Genomic DNA, 20082 nt, shown 5'->3' with positions numbered 1-20082 from the left:
TTGCTTTTCAAAGTGCAGGCTGCTTTTTGGATTTCAGACGGCCTTTAAAAGCAGTCTGCACAGGGTTTCAGATAGCCTGAAAACTGCGTTTATGGCTTAACGGCTGCGTCGCTGCCGTATCAGTCAATCACGGGCAGGTTAGAGCAGGCAGGCGTAGTCAGACGAATACATATGCTCCGCGCCCTTGTTAGTGCTGTCTTACTGTTTCTAAACTTGCAAAAACCGCCTATTTGTTTTATAAATGAAAACCATTTTTATTCAAATAATAAGGTTATGTAATGAAAAAGAAAGCGATTGCCTGTGTAGTAGGGGCGGTTTTTTCCGGACATTTATATGCGGCTCAGATGCCGGTAGAGCAGGCCGAAATAGAGCCTGTGGTGGTCACGGCCGACCGAAATGCGCAAACCTTGGATAAAGCTGCGCCGAATGTGTCGGTTATCGGACGCAAAACCTTGAATCAAGCCTCGGCGCAGAATTTGGACGATATTGTGATGTATGAATCCGGCGTTAGCGTGCCGTCTGACAACAACCGCCGTGGCCATGCGGGCATTAATATCCGGGGCATAGACGGCAACCGCATTCTGATGATGGTGGACGGCGTGCGCATTCCCGAATCTTATGCAGGCGGCGGCTCCAACGGTGCGATTTCGGGGCGTGATATGGTCGAAAGCGACACGCTCAAGCAGGTCGATATTGTCAAAGGCCCTTATTCCGCGCTGTACGGCAGCGACGCGCTCGGCGGCGTGGTGAACATGGTGACGCTTTCTCCGAGTGATTTCGTCGATGAAGGCAAACGCGGTCATTTCGGTTTGAAACACGGTTACCGCAGCCGCGACCGCAGCCATGGAGTTACTGCGACTGTGGCCGGTTTCCATGAAAACGCCGAAGGTCTGCTGATGCTGACGCGCCGTCAAGGTCATGAAACCGAAAACATGGGCAGCGATACCAGCTACTCGACTGCACGTACTGCTACCAACCCGCAGAAAAACAATGCCTACAATATCTTGGCGAAAGGCAATATCGGCAACGAACACCACCGCTTTGAAACTTTGTACGAACAGTATTACCACGCCAACGATACAGTATTGGCAAACGGCTTGGGTTCGCAATCACGCGGGCCGGTATCCATCGCAACATCTGAGAGCAACGCCCGAGACCGCATCCGCCGTCAACGTATCGAAGCAGGCTACCGCTACACTGGCGAAGGCCGTCTGAAAGAAGCCAACCTGACTGCCTATCAGCAAAAACTGCGTACAGAAGACGATGCCGTCGATGTCAGCATGACGCGCATGGGCGCGCGTCTATTAGGTAACTCGACCCGTTATTCCGACTACGGTTTCAATCAGACCATACGCGGACTGAACGGGCGAGGCGTGTGGGAATTTGATGGCGCGGTCAAACAAACCGTCGTTGCCGGCGCAGAATATAAACACGCCGAGACCGCCCGTCCGCGCGACAGCCTGACAGTGGACAACCTGACCGGCGCCGTCAGCAAAATCTATGCAGGCAGCACCTATCCGAATAAAACTTTCCCCGATAGTAAGCGCAAAACGTTTAGCGTTTACGCACAAGACAGCCTGACTTTCGGTAACGGCATCGTCCTGACCCCGGCCCTGCGTTACGAAAAAGACAAGCTGAACACTTCGACCGACCAAGCCTATCTCAATGCCAACCCCAGCGGAACAGCGACACGTTTCAGCGATTCCGCACTCACGCCCAGTCTGCGTCTGAGCGTACCGATGGGTGAGCAGTTCACCGGCTTTGCTACTTATTCCCAAGGCTTCCGTACGCCGCCGTTTGACAGCGCGACCATGGCGTTTGCCAATACGACCTACGGCTATGCCGTCATCCCGAATGCGAATCTCAAATCTGAACGCTCCAACAGCTTTGAATTGGGGATGAAATTTAAAAACGAACGCACCCGTGCGCAAGTTACCGCGTTCTACAACCGTTACCGCAACTTCATCAACCGCACTGAAATCGGTACCTCCACCGTTGGAAGACGCCCGATTATCCAGTACCAATATCAAAACCTCGATCACGTCAAAACCTACGGTGCTGAAGCTTCTGCCGCCTACAAATTCCTGCCAGGCTGGCAAGTCTCCGGCAGCATCGCCTGGATGCGCGCTGAGCAGCAGGACGGCAAACCGTTGGATTCCGCTTATCCGCTCAACGGCGTTTTGGGTTTGGATTACACGCAGGAAAAATGGGGTGTCGGCACCAAGCTGCGCTGGTCGAAAAAACATAGCCGCGTCAGCAGCGACACTGTTTTCCAAGCGCCGGGCTACGGCGTATGGGATGTCGGCGCGTGGTACAAGCCGTTTAAAAACCTTGAAATCGGCGCAAACATTTACAACGTCGGCAACAAAAAATACTGGCAGCACGCAGACGTTTCCGGCATGAGCCGTACCAGTGTGATGGACTTGTACACTGAAAGCGGCCGCAATTTCGCCGCAACCGTACAACTGAAGTTCTAATGTGATTCAACCGTTTTCAGACGGCCTGAGAAAGCGAGCAGGCCGTCTGAAAGTATTCGACAAGGAAAAACAATGAAACTCAAACTCCTCCTGCTTTCCGCGCTTATTTCGTTGGCCGGCACTGCACACGCGCAACGCATCGTCGTGTTGACCCCCGATACGGCAGACATCGTTGCCGCTCTTGGCGCATTGGACGAAGTCGTCGGCCGCGATCAGACCGTTCAAAACCCGGCGTTGAAAAACAAGCCCAGTATCGGCATCCATCGCCGTCTGACGGTTGAGCCGATTGTGGCCGCCAAACCCGACATTGCCATCGGTTCATGGATGGCGCAGCCTGCCGATATTTTTGCCCACCTGCAGAAAGCGGGCATTAAAGCCGTCAATGTTGCGCCCGACGACAGTATCGCCGCCTATCCGCAAAGTATCCGCAACATTGGTCAGCTTATCGGCAAAAGCGCGCAGGCGGACAAGTTGGCAAGCAAGTGGCAGGCGGATATGAAACAGCAGCCTTCCAACGGCAAACGCTACCTCTTCAGCTACGACGGACGCATCGTATCGGGCAAGAATACCGCCGCTGACGAAATCATCCGCCGTGCCGGCGGTATCAATGCCGCAGCCGCCATTGACGGCCTCAAACCGATGACGCGTGAGGCATGGATTGCGGCCAAACCCGACATCATCATTATTGCCGACCACAACACCGCCATGATAGGCAACGTCAAAACCTTTGCCGCACGCCCCGAAATCGCCGGCTCGCCTGCCGCGAAAAACGGCAAGATTTATTTGTGGAAGGCCAACGATATGTTCCGTTACGGGCTGGATACGCCACAAGTGATTCAGCGTTTGCATGGGTTGGCGAAATAAACGCACCTGTTTTGAAAACTCTGCCCGATTTTTGTTTTCAGACGGCCTTGATGTGTTCCTTCTTATTGAGGAGGGAGCAAAACGGTTGTCTTAAAAATGCCGTCTGAAACCGTCCCACAATCCGCTTAAACCGCATGATGTCATGAAACCGCATATCCTTACCCTTTGCCTGCTGCTTACTGCTGCCGCCGTTTATTTGTGCTGTGGCATCGGTTTTGGCGCGTGGGAGTCGCCGCTGGCGATGGATGAAACCGTCCGCCAAATTCGTTTACCGCGCATTTATACCGCACTTTTGGTCGGAGCCGGTTTGTCCGCTTCGGGTGCGGCATTGCAGGCTTTATTTGAGAATCCGCTGGCCGATCCGAGTTTGATCGGGACGTCGGGCGGGGCGGCCTTGGGCGTGATTGTGTTATTGGCTTTGGGCGGCGGCGCGATGGGTGTGCCGGCGGCGGCTTTTCTTGGTGCATTGGGTGTATGCCTGCTGATTTTGGCGGTGCACAAACTGCTCGGCGGCGGTACTTTGGGATTGCTGGTGTTGGGGTTTGTGTTGAGCGCGTTTTCGGGCGCGGTGGTCAGCATGATTTTGTTTTTATCTGACGATTTGGTGTTGCGCAGCGCGACCACATGGCTGTCGGGCAGCCTTGCCGAAGCCGGTTTCTCATCGCCTGTCGCGGCAATCGCGGTCATGTTGCCCGGTTTTCTGATTTTGCTGTCGGCAGGCAGGCGGCTGGACGTTTTGATGACGGGGGAAGACACAGCAGCCAGTATGGGGGTGTCGGTCGAGGCATTGCGAGTACAAACCGTAATCGGCGCGGCATTGATGACGGGGGCAGCGGTATCGCTTTCAGGCATCATCGGTTTTCTAGGTATGATGATCCCCAATGTGCTGGCACAAACCGTCGGCGGCAGCCGCCGCAAACTGATTGCGTTGTCGGCTTGGTTGGGCGCAGTATTTTTGATGGTGGTGGACGGCGCGGCACGCTGGCTGACATACCCTGTCGATCTGCCGGTTGGTATCGTGATTGCCTTATTGGGCGGACCGTTTTTTATGTATTTGTTTATTAAGCCTTTGAAAAGCCGTTGATGCCTGAACAGGCCGTCTGAAACTTCATTTCCCCATATTTTTTGCCATGCACTCTTTATTTCAAATCCGTAATCTCTCCGTCCGCGTCCAAGACAAAACCCTGCTAGAAATCGATCAACTGGATATACCTCACGGCATAACCGTTATTATCGGCCCGAATGGTGCGGGTAAATCTACTTTGCTGCGGGCCTTAATCGGGCAAACAGGGCAGGGGAAAATCACGCTTTTCGGTGAGGCCGTTGCGCCGCAAATCCGAGCGGGCAGGGTGGCGTGGGTCGGGCAGCATGGCCGTTACAACATGCCGATGACCGTACGCGAATACATTGCGTTGGCGTCATTCGTACAAAAAGGCCGTCTGAACCATGAATGGGCGGACGAATTGCTCGATTATTTTGATTTGACGGCATTGGCGGATAAGCGTATCGGCAAACTCTCAGGCGGCGAACAGCAACGCACCAACATCATCCGCGCCCTGTTGCAAAACGCGCCGGTCTTGCTTTTGGACGAACCGTGCAACCATCTCGATATCCGCCACCAACACCGCCTGATGCAGTATTTGGTCGGGCATTCAAACCGTGCCTCATCAATGATGGTATTGCACGATTTAAACCTCGCCGCGCGTTATGCTGAACATATTATCTTGATGAATAAGGGAAAAGTCGTTGCATCAGGCAAGGTGGGAGAAGTGATGCGCCCCGACTTGCTTGAATCGGTTTACGGTTGGCAGATACGCCGTTGCGAAGATGAAGCAGGGTTTTATTTCCGAAGCTGAGCGCCAACAGGCCGTCTGAAAAACGATAAAGAAAATTTATTTTATCGTTCAAAAATAAAACGAGATGGGAGGATGTTCCCGACTTGAAGAACCAGATTTTGCGCATTTCACAAGTAACATGCCGATTTCCATCAAATAGAAATACATTTAATTATTTATAGAATACAATATTTTAAAATAATACTGATTTTTAATTACACAAAAATATTGACAAGAAAACGATGATAGTTATTTAATATAACAATCTTATTGATAACTTTTATTAATCATTATCATGGTACAGCAGCTTGTTTGGACTCCGAAACAATCCGCACCCAAGGCATTTCCCGAACGTCAGGCATTAATGCCCGTTTGGGGCGGCGTTCCAATGCCGCGTCCTCAGTGGCAGAACATTTGGAAGAAAAAGCTTCCCCATGCCGCCGATATGGACGCGCTTGCTTATCTGCATATTCCATTTTGCGCCAACCATTGCGTTTTTTGCGGCTTCTACCGTAATGCGTGGAAGGACAGCCAAAGCAGCGTGTACACCGACAAAATTATCGAAGAAATGGCCGCTGAAGCTGAAGTCCGTACAGGCAAAGGAAAAATCCGAGCTGTTTATTTCGGGGGCGGTACGCCGACCGCGTTGCTTACGGAAGACCTCGTCCGCCTGATTCGTGCCTGCTACCAATATCTGCCGCTTGCCGAAGACTGCGAGTTCACCATCGAAGGGCGCATGAGCCATTTCGATTTGGAAAAAGCACAGGCTTGTCTCGAAGCAGGGGCCAACCGCATTTCCATCGGCGTGCAAACCTTCAATACCGCCATCCGCCGCCGTCTCGGCCGTAAACACAGCGGCGACGAGGCGTTTGAATATTTGGAAAAATTGTGCGAACTCGATGCCGTGATTGTGGCTGATTTGATATTTGGCCTGCCCAATCAAACCGATGAAGTTTGGCAAAACGATATTGCCCGCGCCGCCGAGCTGCCCCTGTCCGGTTTGGATACATACGCGTTCAACCTTTATCCCATGCTGCCCATCAACCGCATGATTGAAAAAGGTGCATTTCCGACACCGCCGGGTTTCGATATTCAGGCAGACCAATATGCCTACACGGTTGAAACGCTGCTGGAAAAAGGCTGGGAACAGGTCAGTAACAGCCACTTCGCCTATCCCGGCCGCGGCGAGCGCAACCGCTACAATACCCTGATCAAATCTGATATTTCCTGTTTGGCGTTCGGCTCCGGAGCAGGCGGTAACTTCGGCGGTTTCAGCTATCAGGTGCAGGGCGATTTGGAGAGCTATCTTGCCACGCCGAAAGGTGAGAAAAACATCGCATTTATGAGCGGCCACAGCCCAAATAAAGCACTACTCAGCAAAGTCCAGCACGATATTGAAACAGGCCGTCTGAATCCATCATTGTTTGACGGCAACAAAGCAGCCCAAAAGCTGATTGCCCAATGGCAGGAAATGCAGCTTTTTAAAGAACCCGATTCAGACGGCCTGATTCGTTTGAATACCAGCGGCCGTTATTGGTCGCCCACCCTTATCCGCAAACTCATGCTCACTCTTCCGACTCAAGAAAAGGATCAAACCATGCAAAAACTTTCAGCCGAACAACAAACTATGTTGCGCCAATCATTGGAAAAAAATCCCGGCCAAGTGCTGGAAATGCTGGCCACGCAAAACCAATGCAGTTTTGAAGACGTTATCCGCTGCCTGCCTGAAGAGAACGTGCGCCAAACCGAAGGCAGCCGCATTGTCGAAATCCTCCAAGCCATCGCCGCATGGGATGAATCCGTTACCTTCATCGCCCATACCCCCGATGCCATCGTCGAAGTCAGCGGCAAACTGCCTAACGGCAAAGTCGGCCGCGGTTTCTACAACTTTGACCATCCCGAAACCGACGGCGGCGTACACGGTCATATCTATTACGAAAACTGCGCCTCCATCTACCTTTTGGAACGCCCGTTCATGGGCAAAGCCACTTGCTCGCTCAACTTTATCAACCGCAACGGCGGCGCCATGTTTAAAATTTTCGTCGGCCGCGACGAAGCAGGCGAGTTGAAACAACACCAAATCGAAGCCATGCGCAAACTGTTTGATGTAGTATAACTAAAGTATGGTAGGTAACCTTCAGTTAATCTCGTAAAGATTTAATTTCTAGAATTAGATTTGGATACTGATGGTTACCTAAGGTTTAAATAGTTTTTATATTGCCATGAATACAAATAATAGTATATTAACAACTATATTGTATGATATTTATCATACTGTAATAATTAGAATTATTTCTAAAATAATTGTTTTCTTCCCTTTGGGTTTTATAACTGGGATTCTAATAATTTATTCAAAAGATACTTCTATAATAATAAAAAATTTAATTGAAACTTTTGTAAGTATGAATGGTATATTAGTTTTGGCTTTTTACTTATCATTACTTAAGATGCTAGAAGTAATAACAAATGTTAATGTTATAAAAAAATATATTGCTATTACTAAAAGTGAATTATTTGATTTAGTATTAATAGCAATTGTATATCTTCTAGGAGTAACAATTTTTAGTTTATGCCATGATTTTTTTCTTTCTACTGATTCTGGCAGTGTTACGTTATTATGTGCAGTTATAAAATTTATTATTTATTTTTTAATATTTTTAGTTATTTTGCATGATGATTTTTCAGAATATATTTCATCAAGGATTAGTAGTTATTTTAATAATAGATTAATTAAAAAAATATTATGGCCTTCTATATTAGTATTGTCATTATTTTTAACAATATTTAAGAATTTTTGGTTTATATAATCTATATAAAAATATAAGGAGACTACTATGCAACTCATCTTCGGAGCCAACGGCCCATCCGGCCGCGCCTATATCCGCACATTGACTGACTCAGCCGATGTCGTCGCCGTATTGAGAAAGCCGTCTGAAGACAGCTTTTTTGCCAAACACAATATTCAAACCGTCGTCGCTGATGCGCTTGATGCCGACGCGCTCGATAAAGCGTTGGCACAATACCGTCCCGATACCGTGATCAGTTTTGTCGGCGGCAAAAACGAAGAGGGTATCCGCAGCGATGCGCTGGGCAATATCAACATCATTGCCGCTACGAAAGCCGCCAATCCGCAAGCCCGCTTTGTACTGATTACCAGCATGGGCTGCGGCGAACAATGGGACATGATGAGCGAGCCGTTCAAACAGGCACTCGGCGAAGCCGTCCGTGCCAAAACGGAAGCCGAAATCTATCTCAAACAAAGCGGTTTGAATTGGACCATCTTGCGCCCCTGCGGCCTTGCCGATGGCGAAAGTAATGCCTATACCTTGACACAAAATGTCCAAGAAATTCCGCAAAAATACATGACGCGCAACGGCTTGGCCGCTGCCGTTGCTGCCATTGTCGACCAAGCAGATAGCAAGGACAAAACGTATAGCATTGGTGCGGCATAAACGGATTGAATAGATTGCCCACTTTCCATTGTTAAAGTTGGAGTAGGTAATTGATTAGCAGCCGATCAAACAATAAAGGATTTGCTGAGAAAATACTGGGGGATATAAATAAAAGGCCGTCTGAAAAACCTTTCAGACGGCCTTTTTTATTCTTGAATTCTGTAAGTGATTGTACTACTGAGCAAAACAGGAGTTAGCAGACTAAAATGCTGGAATCATAAATTTAACATAATATAAATTATGTAGTTTTTCCCTATGCCTAACAATCGCCGTTGTTTATTCCTGTTTGTTAACTATTAGTCAATCTTAAAAGATTCCGTATAATACTCCAATTTTTAGTATAAAATCAATAGGTTTTAAGTTGCTTAATTTTACTGTAACTCTACCACTGAATTAATGAGTAATGGAATAGTGTCCAGGGAAAATAGCTTCTACTATACTAAGTACCTCCAACTTCCTTGAGATAAGTGCCTTAGCAGTTTGAGACCTTTGCAAAATTCCCCAAAATCCCTTAAATTCCCATTAAGACATTTAGGGGATTTTCCATGAGCATCTTCTTCCAGCAAACCGCCACTTTGCCTGCCGCTCCACGTCCGCGTTTGCCTTTGCGGTGTCCGCCGAAATAACTCTCGTCCAGCTCGACTGAGCCGTCAAAAATCATATCGGCTTCCAACGAGAGATGATGGCTGATGACTTCGCGAACCTTGCGGTAAAACAGCACTGCCGAATTAGGGTGGATGCCCAATAAATCAGCAGCCGAATGGGTGGTAACTTCGAGTACAAAAAACTGAAGCAGTTTCTTTTGAATACTCTTTTTTAGTTTAAACGGGTTATCTTCATTTTTGCAGTCTAACATGACTGCTTATCTAGTACAGCCCCATTATTTAATAAACAATAAGATACAGAATCTGAAACAAGATTCCCGCCTGCACGGCAATGACAGTGCTTAGGGGCTGCCACGTTTTCAGGCTGCCTTATGCGTTTTTAAAACCAAATGTAAACATCAGGCCGTCTGAAAACCGGTTTGCACGCTTTTGTGAGACGAAAACCGATTGCCGCAAAACCAAACGCCAAAGGCAGCCTGAAAACCGTATTTTGGGTTTCAGGCCGCCTTGTTGTTTAAGTTTGCAGCAACTGTATTTTTCACCCCGTCGGGCAAAAATACCAAAACTCAAATCAAGCCGTTCGGATACCGTTTTCGGTGATACCGTTCCCGGCAAAGTAATCACGCATACGGGCATTCAATATCGTCAGCAGTTTGCGCATACATGCCGTAACGGCAACCTTATACGGCTTACCCTTGGACAGCAGGCGTTGATAGAAATCCCGAATAAGCGGTTCAAAACGTGTCGCTACCACGGTAGCCATATACAGCGCCTTACGCACCGCAGACCTTCCGCCGAAGCAGCGGCTTTTGAATTTGGTTTCCCCGCTCTCCCTCGGGTGTGGGGCAATACCGACCAGACTCGCCAGCCGTTTGTGGTTCAGCCGTCCCAATTCGGGCAGCATCGCCATCAGCGTAGCCGCCGTTATCGAACCGATGCCTTTGATTTGCTCCGCCACTTGGGCTTTGCCGTCAAAATGCGTGCGGGTGTGTTCGTCGATTTGTTTGTCCAATTCGCCAATCAACCTGTCAAAATGGGCAATCAGTTGTTTGACGCTTTCGACTTGCGTTTCATGAACCTGATGCAGTCGGTTTTTCTCGGCAGTCTGCATATCCACCAGTTGGTTGCGGCGGTTAACCAATGCTTCCAACACTTCTTCCGCTTCGGTGGGCGAGTGGTAGAGCATGGTTTGCCAACCTTCTTTCTGCGTCATCATCTGTGCGAAGAAGGCGAGCATTTTGGCATCTTTGGCGTCGGTTTTGGTCAGCGACTGCGATTGGGCAAATTGATGCGTCTGACGCGGGTTGGCGATAATCACGGCTATGCCTGAGCGGTGGATGGCTTTGGCAGCGGGGACTTCGAGACCGCCGGTGCTTTCCATCACGACGAGGGCGACGTTGTGTTTTTTAAGGTACTCGATAGTATGGGCGATACCTTTCGGGTTGTTGGTTTCGGTTTTGGTTTTAGACAAAGACGAAACGGAGATGACGAAGTTTCGTTTGGCGATGTCGATGCCTGCGTAATGGTATTGGGTACTCATCATAAACCTGCCTTGCATTCGGTTGTGTTGTCTGGCAACTGTCCGGTTGCGTCGATGGGTTGCCCGACCGCTCCCTGAGCTACGCAACGGTTGTTTACCTTGGTCGGATGCGGGCGGCGGCGGGCGGTTTGTTGCTATGATACGGGATTTCCGATATACAAGGTCGGATATTGATGCCCGACCGTCGTTGTTTACCCCTTCGCCGGCGGATAAAAGTCCATCCCCTGCCGCGTGCCGGCGAGCATCGCGGGCGTGTAGCGGTAACGGTCGGTTTGCTACCAGTCAAAATGCGTGTGAATCTCGGCTTCGCGGCCGTTTGCTATCAGCTCGATCAAATCGGGGTTGAGCATCACGGTTTTGCCCAGCGCGATGAATTCCGCCCAGCCCGTTTCCCAGGCTTGGGCGATGTCGTCGGCGGTGTAGAGTTTGCCCACGCCGATAAAGGGTAAACGCCCGTTAATCCGCTGGTGGATGAGTTTCATACGGTATTCGTCGTTGCCGTCGCGGCGCGCTTTTTTGTAGAAATCCCACAGAGAAACGTGCAGGTATTGCAGCGGTTTGGCGGCGAGTGCGTCCACCAGCGCGAGCGTGTCTGCCATCGTTAAGCCGTCTGCGCCGGGTTCTTCGGGCGAGAAACGGTAGCCGATGATGAAGTCGGGGCGGTTTTTGCGGCGGCGCATTTCGTCAATCGCGTCGATGACGGCGAGCGGGAAACGGAAGCGGTTTTCGCGGCTGCCGCCCCATTGGTCTTGGCGCAGGTTGGTGGCGGCGGAGACGAATTGCTGAATCAGCCAGCCGTTTGCGCCGTGGATTTCTACGCCGTCCAAGCCTGCGTCGAGCGCGAGTTCGGCGGCATGGGCAAAGTGCTGCCCCATTTGCGCCACTTCGTCGCTGCTCATTTCGCGCACGCGCCCGTAAGCGCTGGGGGCGACGGCGCCGAGTCCGCGCGTCATCAGCGGATTGGCACGGCTGCCCGCGTGGGCGATTTGGGCGACGATTTTCGCGCCTTGTTCGTGCGAAATGGCTGTGTATTCGCGCAGGGTGGGTAGGTGGCTTGCGTCAAAAGCGTTGGGCGACGGAAAACCGATGCCGGTCGGATGCACATTGGTAAACGGCATCACAAACAGCCCGAAGCCGCGAAAACGGTCGCGCCAGAAATTACGGGCGGCGTCGGTCAACCCGCCGTTGGCATCGGATTCGTAAATCGTCAGCGGCGCGACGATAAAGCGGTTTTTGATTGCCACGCCGTTGTTCAGGGTATACGGCGCAAACATCGGGGCGTAACGCGGGTTCATTTTTTGGCTCCTTGTGTTGGGTTAAAGGCCGTCTGAAAGCGGGTTCAGACGGCCTTTTTTGCATTTGTGTTGAATCAAATACAGTTATTCAAAATCAGATCTTTATCAGCTACGCGAATAACCCTGGTATTCCGTTTCCTGTTGTGCAATTTGAGTCTCTTGGTTCGAAAACGATGGTGTCTGTTGTGCCAAACCCTCCTGTACACGTTTGTTGAATTTATCAACAATATCTTGGTTTTCTGCTAAAAGCTGCTTGGTGTACGAACCATCCTTATCATTCATTAACCCATTGATCATCGAACGAATTTTTTCATATTTAGATTGGGATTCCGATTCATTTTTTCCAATATCCGGCGCCATCTCAGGTTTAATAAAGTTTTCTTTAGGCCGTAATGCACCGTGAAAAATAGTTTTTTGATCCCAATAAGAATTTCCTGTCATCACTACTTCAGCAGGCCCTGTTGATGTTTGAGATCCAAAAAAATGAATGCGTCCTTTTTCATCATACTCTTTAAAAACAGCAACGTGTTGAGAACCTCCCGGCATTGTCATCATTAATATGTCGCCTGCTTTCAAACTGCCATCTGTTTTGGCAGATGCAGGTAGTACATCAAAATTTTTTTGAGCATAGTTCGTTATATGTTTTCCGTTAAACAGCGTTCTGGTTCCAAAGTCTTCGGCTTCCATTTTAAGATTAAATCCCGCTCCTTCTAATGAAAAATAAACAAGAGAAGAACAATCAACACCTTTTCTTCCATCATGATCTTTGTCTTCATTTAAACGAGAAGGATCAATTTTCTCTCCAGATTTATTTGCAGAGCGTCTAGCCATATCCTGTCTGCCGTATTCATGCGTGGTTTTCGAAAAGTTTGCTTCAGCATAATCAATAATCCGTTGATTCTGCCGTTCTTGAATTTCAGACATTTCAATTCCTTTTATGCCGTGTTAAGAAATTAATCTGCAAAAAAACGGACAGCCTTTGTTTTAACCCAGCCGGTTGCACATACACCGCTGGCGGTTACAACAAGCTGCCCGCCCTCGTCAAACGAAGTCGTCAGACGGCATTGGCTGCCTGACGGTTTCTTTACCTGCCATTTGCTTGGAAAATCTGCCATTTTCAAGCATTCTTTCGCGCCTGCATCTTCACAGCCTGCACCCGCTGCCGGAGGCACTTTTTTCACCAGCGTCCAGCCGTTTGATTCAGCCACATTGCCGACCACACAGAGATATTGGGTGTTTCTTAACTGCATTACCGTTTTCGAACGGGCATCGGGCTTTTCCTTTAACACTGCGCCGCCTGATGATTGTACATAAACCTGATTGCCGCACGACACGGTTTGATGATGGGCTATTTTTCCACTATTTACCGGCTTCGCCACCACTGTTGCCGAGACCAGCAAGGTTAAAAGCAGCATTTTTTTCTTCATTTAAATACCTTTTAAAAATAATAAATTACTAAAATACGCAACATAATCAATGTAGTATTGATGATAAAACAACATTGCAAATAATGCAAACGACGAACATCCGAATGCGGTAAGGCCGTCTGAACAGTTTGTTTGTCGGGCATCCATGCCCGACCTGCTCGGCGTTTTCAGGCTGCCTGCGTGCGGAGTGCAAAGCCGAAAAACTTTTGCAAAATCCACCGCTCTTTTGGGGCGAAATGCCGTCTGAAAGCGATTTCAGAATCGGTACGGGTATGTTGTTTGTAACCGAGTTTGTAGAGGCCGTTTTTCTTTGTCCAACGGGCATCTTTGTCCTTACTTGGTGTGGTTTGGCCGCTGACTTGTCTTTCCTCGTCGACTTCTATGGCCTGACGCTGTTTGCTGCCGGCAGTCTGAATAATGGTGGCATCAATGACGGCGGCGGATGCTTTCTCTAATTTTAGGTTTTTTTTCGGTCAGTTGGCGGTTAATCAGTTCCAGCAATTCGGACAGGGTGTCATCTTGCGCCAGCCAGTTGCGGTAGCGGCATAAGGTGCTGTAATCGGGGATGCTCAGTTCGTCAAAACGGCAAAACAGGTTGAAGTCGATGCGGGTGATGAGGCTGTGTTCGAGTTCGGGATCGGAGAGGCTGTGCCATTGGCCGAGCAGGACGGCTTTGAACATGGACAACAGGGGATAGGTGGGGCGGCCGCGGCGGTAACGGGTTCTTTGACGATTCAGGTATTGTTCGATCGGTTGCCAATCAATCACCTGATCCAACTTCAATAGTGGGAAACGGTCGATGTGTTTGGCGATCATGGCTTGGGCGGTTTGCTGGAAGAAGGTGGTCATGGAAAATCCCCTGAATGTCTTAAGTAGGAATTTAGGGGATTTTTGGGGGGATTTTGCAAAGGTCTCGGGCCGTCTGAAAAACCTTTCAGACGGCCTTTTTGTTTTTGAATATTGTAAGTGATTGTAGAATTAAGAAAAACAGGAATTGATAGACTAAAATACTAGCATTATGAATTTAACATAATATAAATTAATTTCCTTTTCCCTATTCTTCTACAAATTCCGCTGTTTTGTTCCTATATGTCAAATGAGAATTAATGATACTCTAGAGAGTGTGCTCATAGTACTCCAATTTTTAGTATCAAATCAATAGGTTTTAAGAAATTTGTCAGTTTAATTATGCTATAACTCTATCACTTAATTATTTAGTAGTGGAGTAGGGCCGTGGGGACATACCCCAAGCTCTTTAAATTCTTTGCGAATAGAGAAATGCAGTACAAATACTTGGTAATGTAAATGCCACCTAAATTCTAAAAACTAGTAAAAGAGGTCCGTTTTAAGCCATAAGGGACCTGAAAACGGAAAGACCACATATCCTAACCTAATTATTAATATCAGCTTAATAATCAAGTAAGTCTTTCGCGGCTTATCGTATGCAGGAAAACTGCTACAATAAAATAACCATTAATAAACCATCCCTTGAATCTATTCAGTCTACCTGAAACCCAAAAAGCAGCATGCACATGGTTTTACAGAAACCCTGTAAACGGCAAAGCTATCTCTTTAGAAAACGCATAAGGAAAACAACATGAATCTAGCCATCACTGGCTCCAGCGGCAACATCGGCGGTATGGTTGCCCGTCATCTGAGCACACGCGGCCTGCCGCTTATCCTGCCGCTGCGCAACCCCGCCAAAGCGCCCAATCTCATGAACTGCGAGGCGCGACGGTTTGCCTATGGCGATTTGGAGCTTGCTAAGCAGGCTTTAAATGGGGTGGACGTGCTGTTTATGGTGTCCGCCGCCGAAAGTCCGATGCGTGAACAGGAGCATTTGACTCTGGTGCAGGCTGCTTCGGAAGAGGGCGTGCAACACATTGTCTATCTCTCTTTTGCTCAAGCAGCGTTGGACAGCACCTTCACGCTGGCGCGTACCCATGCGGTTACCGAAAATGCAATCCGGCAAACAAATATGCGCTACACCTTTCTGCGCGACAATTTTTACAGTGAGATGATGGCAACGATTGCCAACGCAGACGGCATCATCGCAGGCCCTGCTGATGATGGGTGCGTTGCCTGCGTTTCACAGCGCGATGTCGCCCAAGCAGCGGCAAACATTATCGCCGACATCGCATACGGCAACCACCGCCACGACAATCAGACCTACACGCTGACCGGTTCCCAATCATTAAACTTCGCTGAAATAGCCGCCGTCTTAACCGAAATTACCGGTAAACCGCACTGCTACCACAATGAAACTGTGGAAGAAGCCTTCGCCAGCCGCAAAGCTGAGTATCCTGACACGCCCGATTGGCAGATTGAGGCATGGGTTTCCACCTACACCGCCATTGCTAAAGGCGAACTTGCCGCAGTTTCAGACGACCTGCCACAGTTGTTGGGACGTGCACCACTTAATTTTGAAGACGTAGTAAGGGCACAATATGCAAAATAATCGTGTCCCGTTTATCGAATTTCACGGCGCAGGCAAGCAGTATGATGGCAAATATGCTGTGCGCGATTTGGATTTAACCATTTATCAGGGGGAATTTTTCGTGTTAGTGGGCGGTTCGGGCAGCGGAAAATCCACTACTTTACGCATGATTAACGCGCTAATTGAACCTACCGATGGCAACGTTTATCTGCACGGCAAACGGATTAAAGACTACGACATCCGCCAACTTCGCCACCAAATTGGTTACGTATTGCAGCAAATCGCGCTTTTTCCCACGATGACCGTAGCGGAAAACATCGAACTCATGCCTGACGTACTGGGCTGGCCGAAAGCCGAACGCAAAACGCGTGTGAATGAATTATTGGAGCTGGTGGAACTTGACCCTGCGCACTACCGCGACCGCTATCCGCACGAACTTTCCGGCGGCGAACAGCAGCGCATCGGTATTTTGCGCGCCATTGCCGCCAAGCCCCAAGTTCTGCTGATGGACGAACCGTTTTCAGCACTTGACCCGCTGGTACGCACCGTGCTGCAAGACCAAATTGCTATGATTCACCAAAAATTTGGCACCACTATCGTTTTCGTTACCCATGATATGCAGGAAGCCGCCAAACTCGCTTGCCGTATCGGTGTAATGCATAATGGCAAACTGGTACAAATCGGCACACCTGAAGAAATCAAAAAGCAGCCGGCAAATGATTATGTGCAATCGCTGTTTTCCACCGCCGACGCACCCGATGCCGAACGCATCATCCACCAATTCTTACGGTTGGATAAACAGGGACAGGAAGCTGTGAGAAGGGCAGTATTATGATGGTGAAGGCCGTCTGAAACCTTTTTCACGGCGCTAACACCTTTGCTGTAAAGCAAACATAAACATCTATTATTCAACATACTAACCATAACAATTAAAACTATGTTCTCATCCCTAAACGTTACTCCGGCAGAACTCTGGCAAATGCTGCTTACGCATTTATGGCTTTCCGGGCTGGCTTTGCTCGCGGCAGTGGCCATTGCGGTGCCTGCCGCCGTGTTGTTTGCGCACAGACAGCGGGCAGCGGAAGCGGTATTGCAGTTCACCAATATATTGCAAACCATCCCATCTTTGGCATTGCTGGGTCTGTTGATTCCGTTTGTCGGCATTGGTTCGCCCCCCGTCTTGATTGCGCTCACGCTATACGCTCTGCTGCCGATTTTTCAAAATACCTATTTGGGGCTGACTCAAATCGACCAATCGATTCAAGATGCGTACACCGCATTCGGACTATCGCGCTGTCAATCATTGTGGCGGATTGAGCTGCCGATGGCTTTGCCTGCCATGATTTCGGGCATTCGCACGGCGGCGGTGCTGATTGTCGGCACGGCAACTCTGGCGGCGTTAATTGGCGCAGGCGGCTTGGGTAACCTGATTCTGCTCGGCATCGACCGTAACAACATGACGATGACGTTTACCGGCGCATTGCTCTCCGCGTTACTGGCTGTCGGCGTAAGCGGCATTATCGGGCTGTTGCAGAAATCGCGACGCAAGTTGCCGATTGTTCTTGCATTGGCGGTGGGTTTAGGCACACTCGGTCTGTCGCAGATTTCATTTACACCTGCTACAAAAAACGTGGTGGTTGCCGGCAAAATGGGGAGTGAGCCGGATATTCTGATTAACATGTATAAATTATTGATTGAACGTGAGAATTCGAACGTGAAAGTCACAGTCAAACCTAATTTTGGCAAAACTACTTTCCTGTTTAGCGCACTGAATAGTGGCGAAATCGATATTTATCCTGAATTCACCGGTACAGTGCTGGAAGCCTTAGTACAAGTACCAACTGAACAGAAGAACCACCATCTGTCACCAGACGAAACCTATCAACGGGGCAAACAATTATTGGCGGAACAATATCAGTTGGAGTTTCTGCCACCAATGTCTTATCAGAACACTTATGCGTTGGCAGTCAAAGAAAGTTACGGTGCATCGCACCAACTGAAGACAATCAGCGACTTGAAGCAGGTAGCGCCCGATATCCGAGCAGGTTTCTCACTGGAATTTATCGACCGAGCAGATGGCTATAAAGGCATGCAGGCTGCCGGTATCACGCTAAAACATATTGTTAGCTTGGAACCAGCCTTACGCTATACGGCATTGTTGAATGACAAAATCGACCTAGTGGAAGCCTTTTCCACCGATGCAGAATTGAAACAATATCAATTGCGCCTACTGAAAGATGATATTTCCCTGTTTCCAGCCTATCAGGGCGCACCGCTGATGAAAGCAGAATTTGCCGAGAAAAATCCTCAAATTGTGACCGCACTTAATCGACTGGCGGGAAAAATTAGCGAAGAGGAAATGAGCGAGATGAACTACCGCGTGAAAGTGCAAGGCGAAAGCGCGGAAAATGTAGCGCGGGATTATTTGGAGAAAAATGGGTTGTTAGGAAAGTAAAATTGGCAGTAGGCTACCTGAAAGCATCAGATTCTTAGGGAGGTATTATGAAAGCCGTAAAAATCTACCAAGCCGGCGGTCCGGAACAACTGATTTATCAAGACGTGCCAACACCTGATATCAAAGAGGGGTGGTCACTGGTAAAAATCAAAGGCTTCGGCATCAACCATTCCGAGATTTTCACTCGCGAAGGCAAATCACCGTCTGTCCAATTTCCGCGCATCTTGGGCATTGAATGTGTAGGCGAAGTGGCGCAAAGTTCCACGCCCGCGCTGGCGGTCGGACAAAAGGTTGTCTCTATTATGGGCGAAATGGGACGCGCCTTTGACGGCAGTTACGCCGAATATGTGTTGCTACCCAACGAGCAAATTTATCCCGTTCATACCGATTTGGATTGGACAACCCTTGCCGCAATTCCCGAAACCTACTACACCGCGTTCGGCTCATTACAACAGCTTCGTATCGCGCCGCAAGATCGTGTACTGGTGCGTGGTGCAGGCAGCGGCGTGGGCATAGCCTTTGCACAGCTGCTTAAAGCGCAGTTTCCGCATATCGAACTGCACGGCTCAACGCGTAATCCTGCTAAAGCTGCCCGTTTGCAAGCGGTCGGATTTGACGGAGTAATTACTGAAGTCGATGGCAAACTACAAACCGACCAAAACTATGACAAAATTCTGGAATTGGTCGGGCCGGCAACTTTGCGTGATTCTTTCTCCCACATCAACGAACACGGTATCGTCTGCAATACAGGGCAGCTTGGTAACGTGTGGGGCGTGAACGATTTTGATCCGATTGTCGAACTCAAAAACAACAGCTATCTCACCGCCTTTTATTCGGGCAATGTGTCGCAAGCCAAGCTGGATGAGATGTTTGACTATATCCGGCAGTTTAATGTGAAAATCTTAATTGAACGCGTGTTTACATTGGAACAAGTTTCCGAAGCCCACCGTTTTTTGCAAAGCGCGGACGGATTCGGAAAAGTGGTGGTAGTCAATGAATAGGGCTATCTAAAATTCTATCAAAGAAATTTAATCATGCTTTGGAATAAAACTGTGATCTGAATTAGTTTATGGATATTGATAAAGAGAAGGCCGTCTGAAATTCTTCAGATGGCCTTTTATATTTGAATTCTGTAAGTGATTGTACGACTAGAAGAAACAGGACTTAGCAGGCTAAAATACTAGCATTATGAATTTAACATAATATAAATTATGCGAACTCATACTGTGATGATGTAAAAGCCTTTTCCACAAATTATGGCCACAACCACGCCCATGTGCTTCGGCCTTCGCCTTGCAGTAAAACTAAAGTTCGGCAAGCTGAGGATGTGTTCATGCATTCGAAGCCGATTCCGTAGGCTGATAAGGCTGCGGCAATTTTGGGATGCATGAATTGTTGTTTCGCTCCGGTACCGATAATGATGACTTCAGGACGGTTTTCTGCTGCTTCAATTGCTGATATAAAAATTTGTTCGTTTAATTCTCCGATGGTCGCTTGAGGAATGATGCTAATTTTGCCATCTTGCCAGCAAATGGGTTTTGAGTATGTTTGTTCACCAATTTGCAATATGCCTTGAGAGGATGAAAAAAATGATGTGGCTTCGGCGATATGGTTTTCTGTAATTTTCATGGTAATTCCTGTTTTTATGGCGGAACAATTTTTCAGACGGCCTTGGGAAACTTGCAAAAAAAGGTG

Annotated in this window: 16 protein-coding genes and 2 pseudogenes; 11 read left to right on the top strand and 7 right to left on the bottom strand. The window is 48.6% G+C overall.

The features are described 5' to 3' along the window. Window positions 1–278 precede the first annotated feature (278 nt). The 7 genes from FOC66_RS03520 to FOC66_RS03490 all read left to right on the top strand — a co-directional run bounded on the left by FOC66_RS03520 (window position 279) and on the right by FOC66_RS03490 (window position 8628). Entirely contained in the window at window positions 279–2477 is a 2199-nt protein-coding gene (locus tag FOC66_RS03520) for a TonB-dependent hemoglobin/transferrin/lactoferrin family receptor (protein ID WP_003746707.1), read from the top strand. A 72-nt stretch (window positions 2478–2549) separates the two neighbouring features. Continuing rightward, window positions 2550–3341, top strand: coding sequence for a heme/hemin ABC transporter substrate-binding protein (locus FOC66_RS03515; protein WP_003746704.1), 792 nt, complete (start codon window positions 2550–2552; stop codon window positions 3339–3341). A 142-nt stretch (window positions 3342–3483) separates the two neighbouring features. Further along, window positions 3484–4425 carry a FecCD family ABC transporter permease gene (locus FOC66_RS03510; RefSeq protein ID WP_003746703.1) on the top strand — a complete coding sequence of 314 codons (942 nt, stop codon included), beginning with the start codon at window positions 3484–3486 and terminating at the stop codon, window positions 4423–4425. 46 nt (window positions 4426–4471) lie between these two features. Further along, the gene (locus FOC66_RS03505; protein WP_003746701.1) at window positions 4472–5197 is read left to right on the top strand and encodes an ABC transporter ATP-binding protein; all 726 of its coding nucleotides are present in this window, start codon (window positions 4472–4474) and stop codon (window positions 5195–5197) included. A gap of 274 nt (window positions 5198–5471) precedes the next feature. Then, complete coding sequence (gene hutW / locus FOC66_RS03500; protein WP_003746699.1) at window positions 5472–7292, top strand: heme anaerobic degradation radical SAM methyltransferase ChuW/HutW; 1821 nt, start codon at window positions 5472–5474, stop codon at window positions 7290–7292. A 106-nt stretch (window positions 7293–7398) separates the two neighbouring features. Then, entirely contained in the window at window positions 7399–7983 is a 585-nt protein-coding gene (locus FOC66_RS03495) for a hypothetical protein (RefSeq protein WP_036493653.1), read from the top strand. A 27-nt stretch (window positions 7984–8010) separates the two neighbouring features. Next, window positions 8011–8628: an NAD(P)H-binding protein gene (locus tag FOC66_RS03490; protein WP_003746696.1), complete on the top strand. Its 618-nt coding sequence runs from the start codon at window positions 8011–8013 to the stop codon at window positions 8626–8628. 565 nt (window positions 8629–9193) lie between these two features. Here the strand turns inward: FOC66_RS03490 and FOC66_RS03485 are convergent. The 6 genes and pseudogenes from FOC66_RS03485 to FOC66_RS03460 form a co-directional block, all read right to left on the bottom strand. Continuing rightward, a pseudogene (locus FOC66_RS03485) lies at window positions 9194–9468 on the bottom strand (IS1595 family transposase); the annotation flags it as partial. A 336-nt stretch (window positions 9469–9804) separates the two neighbouring features. Then, window positions 9805–10791: an IS110 family transposase gene (locus tag FOC66_RS03480; RefSeq protein WP_036493648.1), complete on the bottom strand. Its 987-nt coding sequence runs from the start codon at window positions 10789–10791 to the stop codon at window positions 9805–9807. Window positions 10792–11048: 257 nt separating this feature from the next. Next, window positions 11049–12068 (bottom strand): NADH-dependent flavin oxidoreductase, encoded by a 1020-nt coding sequence (locus FOC66_RS03475; RefSeq protein ID WP_003746689.1) that lies wholly within the window; start codon window positions 12066–12068, stop codon window positions 11049–11051. A 105-nt stretch (window positions 12069–12173) separates the two neighbouring features. After that, the gene (locus FOC66_RS03470; protein ID WP_003746686.1) at window positions 12174–12992 is read right to left on the bottom strand and encodes an NlpC/P60 family protein; all 819 of its coding nucleotides are present in this window, start codon (window positions 12990–12992) and stop codon (window positions 12174–12176) included. 29 nt (window positions 12993–13021) lie between these two features. Continuing rightward, on the bottom strand, window positions 13022–13495 hold the full coding sequence (locus FOC66_RS03465) for a hypothetical protein (protein WP_003746683.1): 474 nt from the start codon (window positions 13493–13495) through the stop codon (window positions 13022–13024). Between the two features lie 254 nt (window positions 13496–13749). Beyond that, window positions 13750–14344 (bottom strand): annotated as a pseudogene (locus tag FOC66_RS03460) (transposase); the annotation flags it as partial. Between the two features lie 748 nt (window positions 14345–15092). Here FOC66_RS03460 and FOC66_RS03455 point away from each other — a divergent pair. The 4 genes from FOC66_RS03455 (at window position 15093) to FOC66_RS03440 (ending at window position 19388) form a co-directional block, all read left to right on the top strand. Beyond that, window positions 15093–15953 carry an SDR family oxidoreductase gene (locus FOC66_RS03455; RefSeq protein WP_003746677.1) on the top strand — a complete coding sequence of 287 codons (861 nt, stop codon included), beginning with the start codon at window positions 15093–15095 and terminating at the stop codon, window positions 15951–15953. Then, entirely contained in the window at window positions 15943–16767 is an 825-nt protein-coding gene (locus FOC66_RS03450) for an ABC transporter ATP-binding protein (protein WP_003746675.1), read from the top strand. Before FOC66_RS03455 ends, FOC66_RS03450 begins: the two co-directional genes overlap by 11 nt. Window positions 16768–16869: 102 nt before the next feature. Continuing rightward, complete coding sequence (locus FOC66_RS03445; RefSeq protein ID WP_003746673.1) at window positions 16870–18387, top strand: ABC transporter permease/substrate-binding protein; 1518 nt, start codon at window positions 16870–16872, stop codon at window positions 18385–18387. Between the two features lie 47 nt (window positions 18388–18434). Beyond that, window positions 18435–19388, top strand: a complete 954-nt coding sequence (locus tag FOC66_RS03440) for a zinc-binding alcohol dehydrogenase family protein (RefSeq protein ID WP_003746671.1) — start codon at window positions 18435–18437, stop codon at window positions 19386–19388. A 253-nt stretch (window positions 19389–19641) separates the two neighbouring features. Here FOC66_RS03440 and FOC66_RS03435 read toward each other — a convergent pair whose 3' ends face one another. Then, complete coding sequence (locus FOC66_RS03435) at window positions 19642–20016, bottom strand: Mth938-like domain-containing protein (protein WP_003746670.1); 375 nt, start codon at window positions 20014–20016, stop codon at window positions 19642–19644. Between the last annotated feature and the right edge of the window lie 66 nt (window positions 20017–20082).

This window comes from Neisseria mucosa, from assembly GCF_013267835.1.
Lineage (GTDB): Bacteria > Pseudomonadota > Gammaproteobacteria > Burkholderiales > Neisseriaceae > Neisseria.
This window is presented reverse-complemented; position numbering and strand designations above follow the sequence as displayed.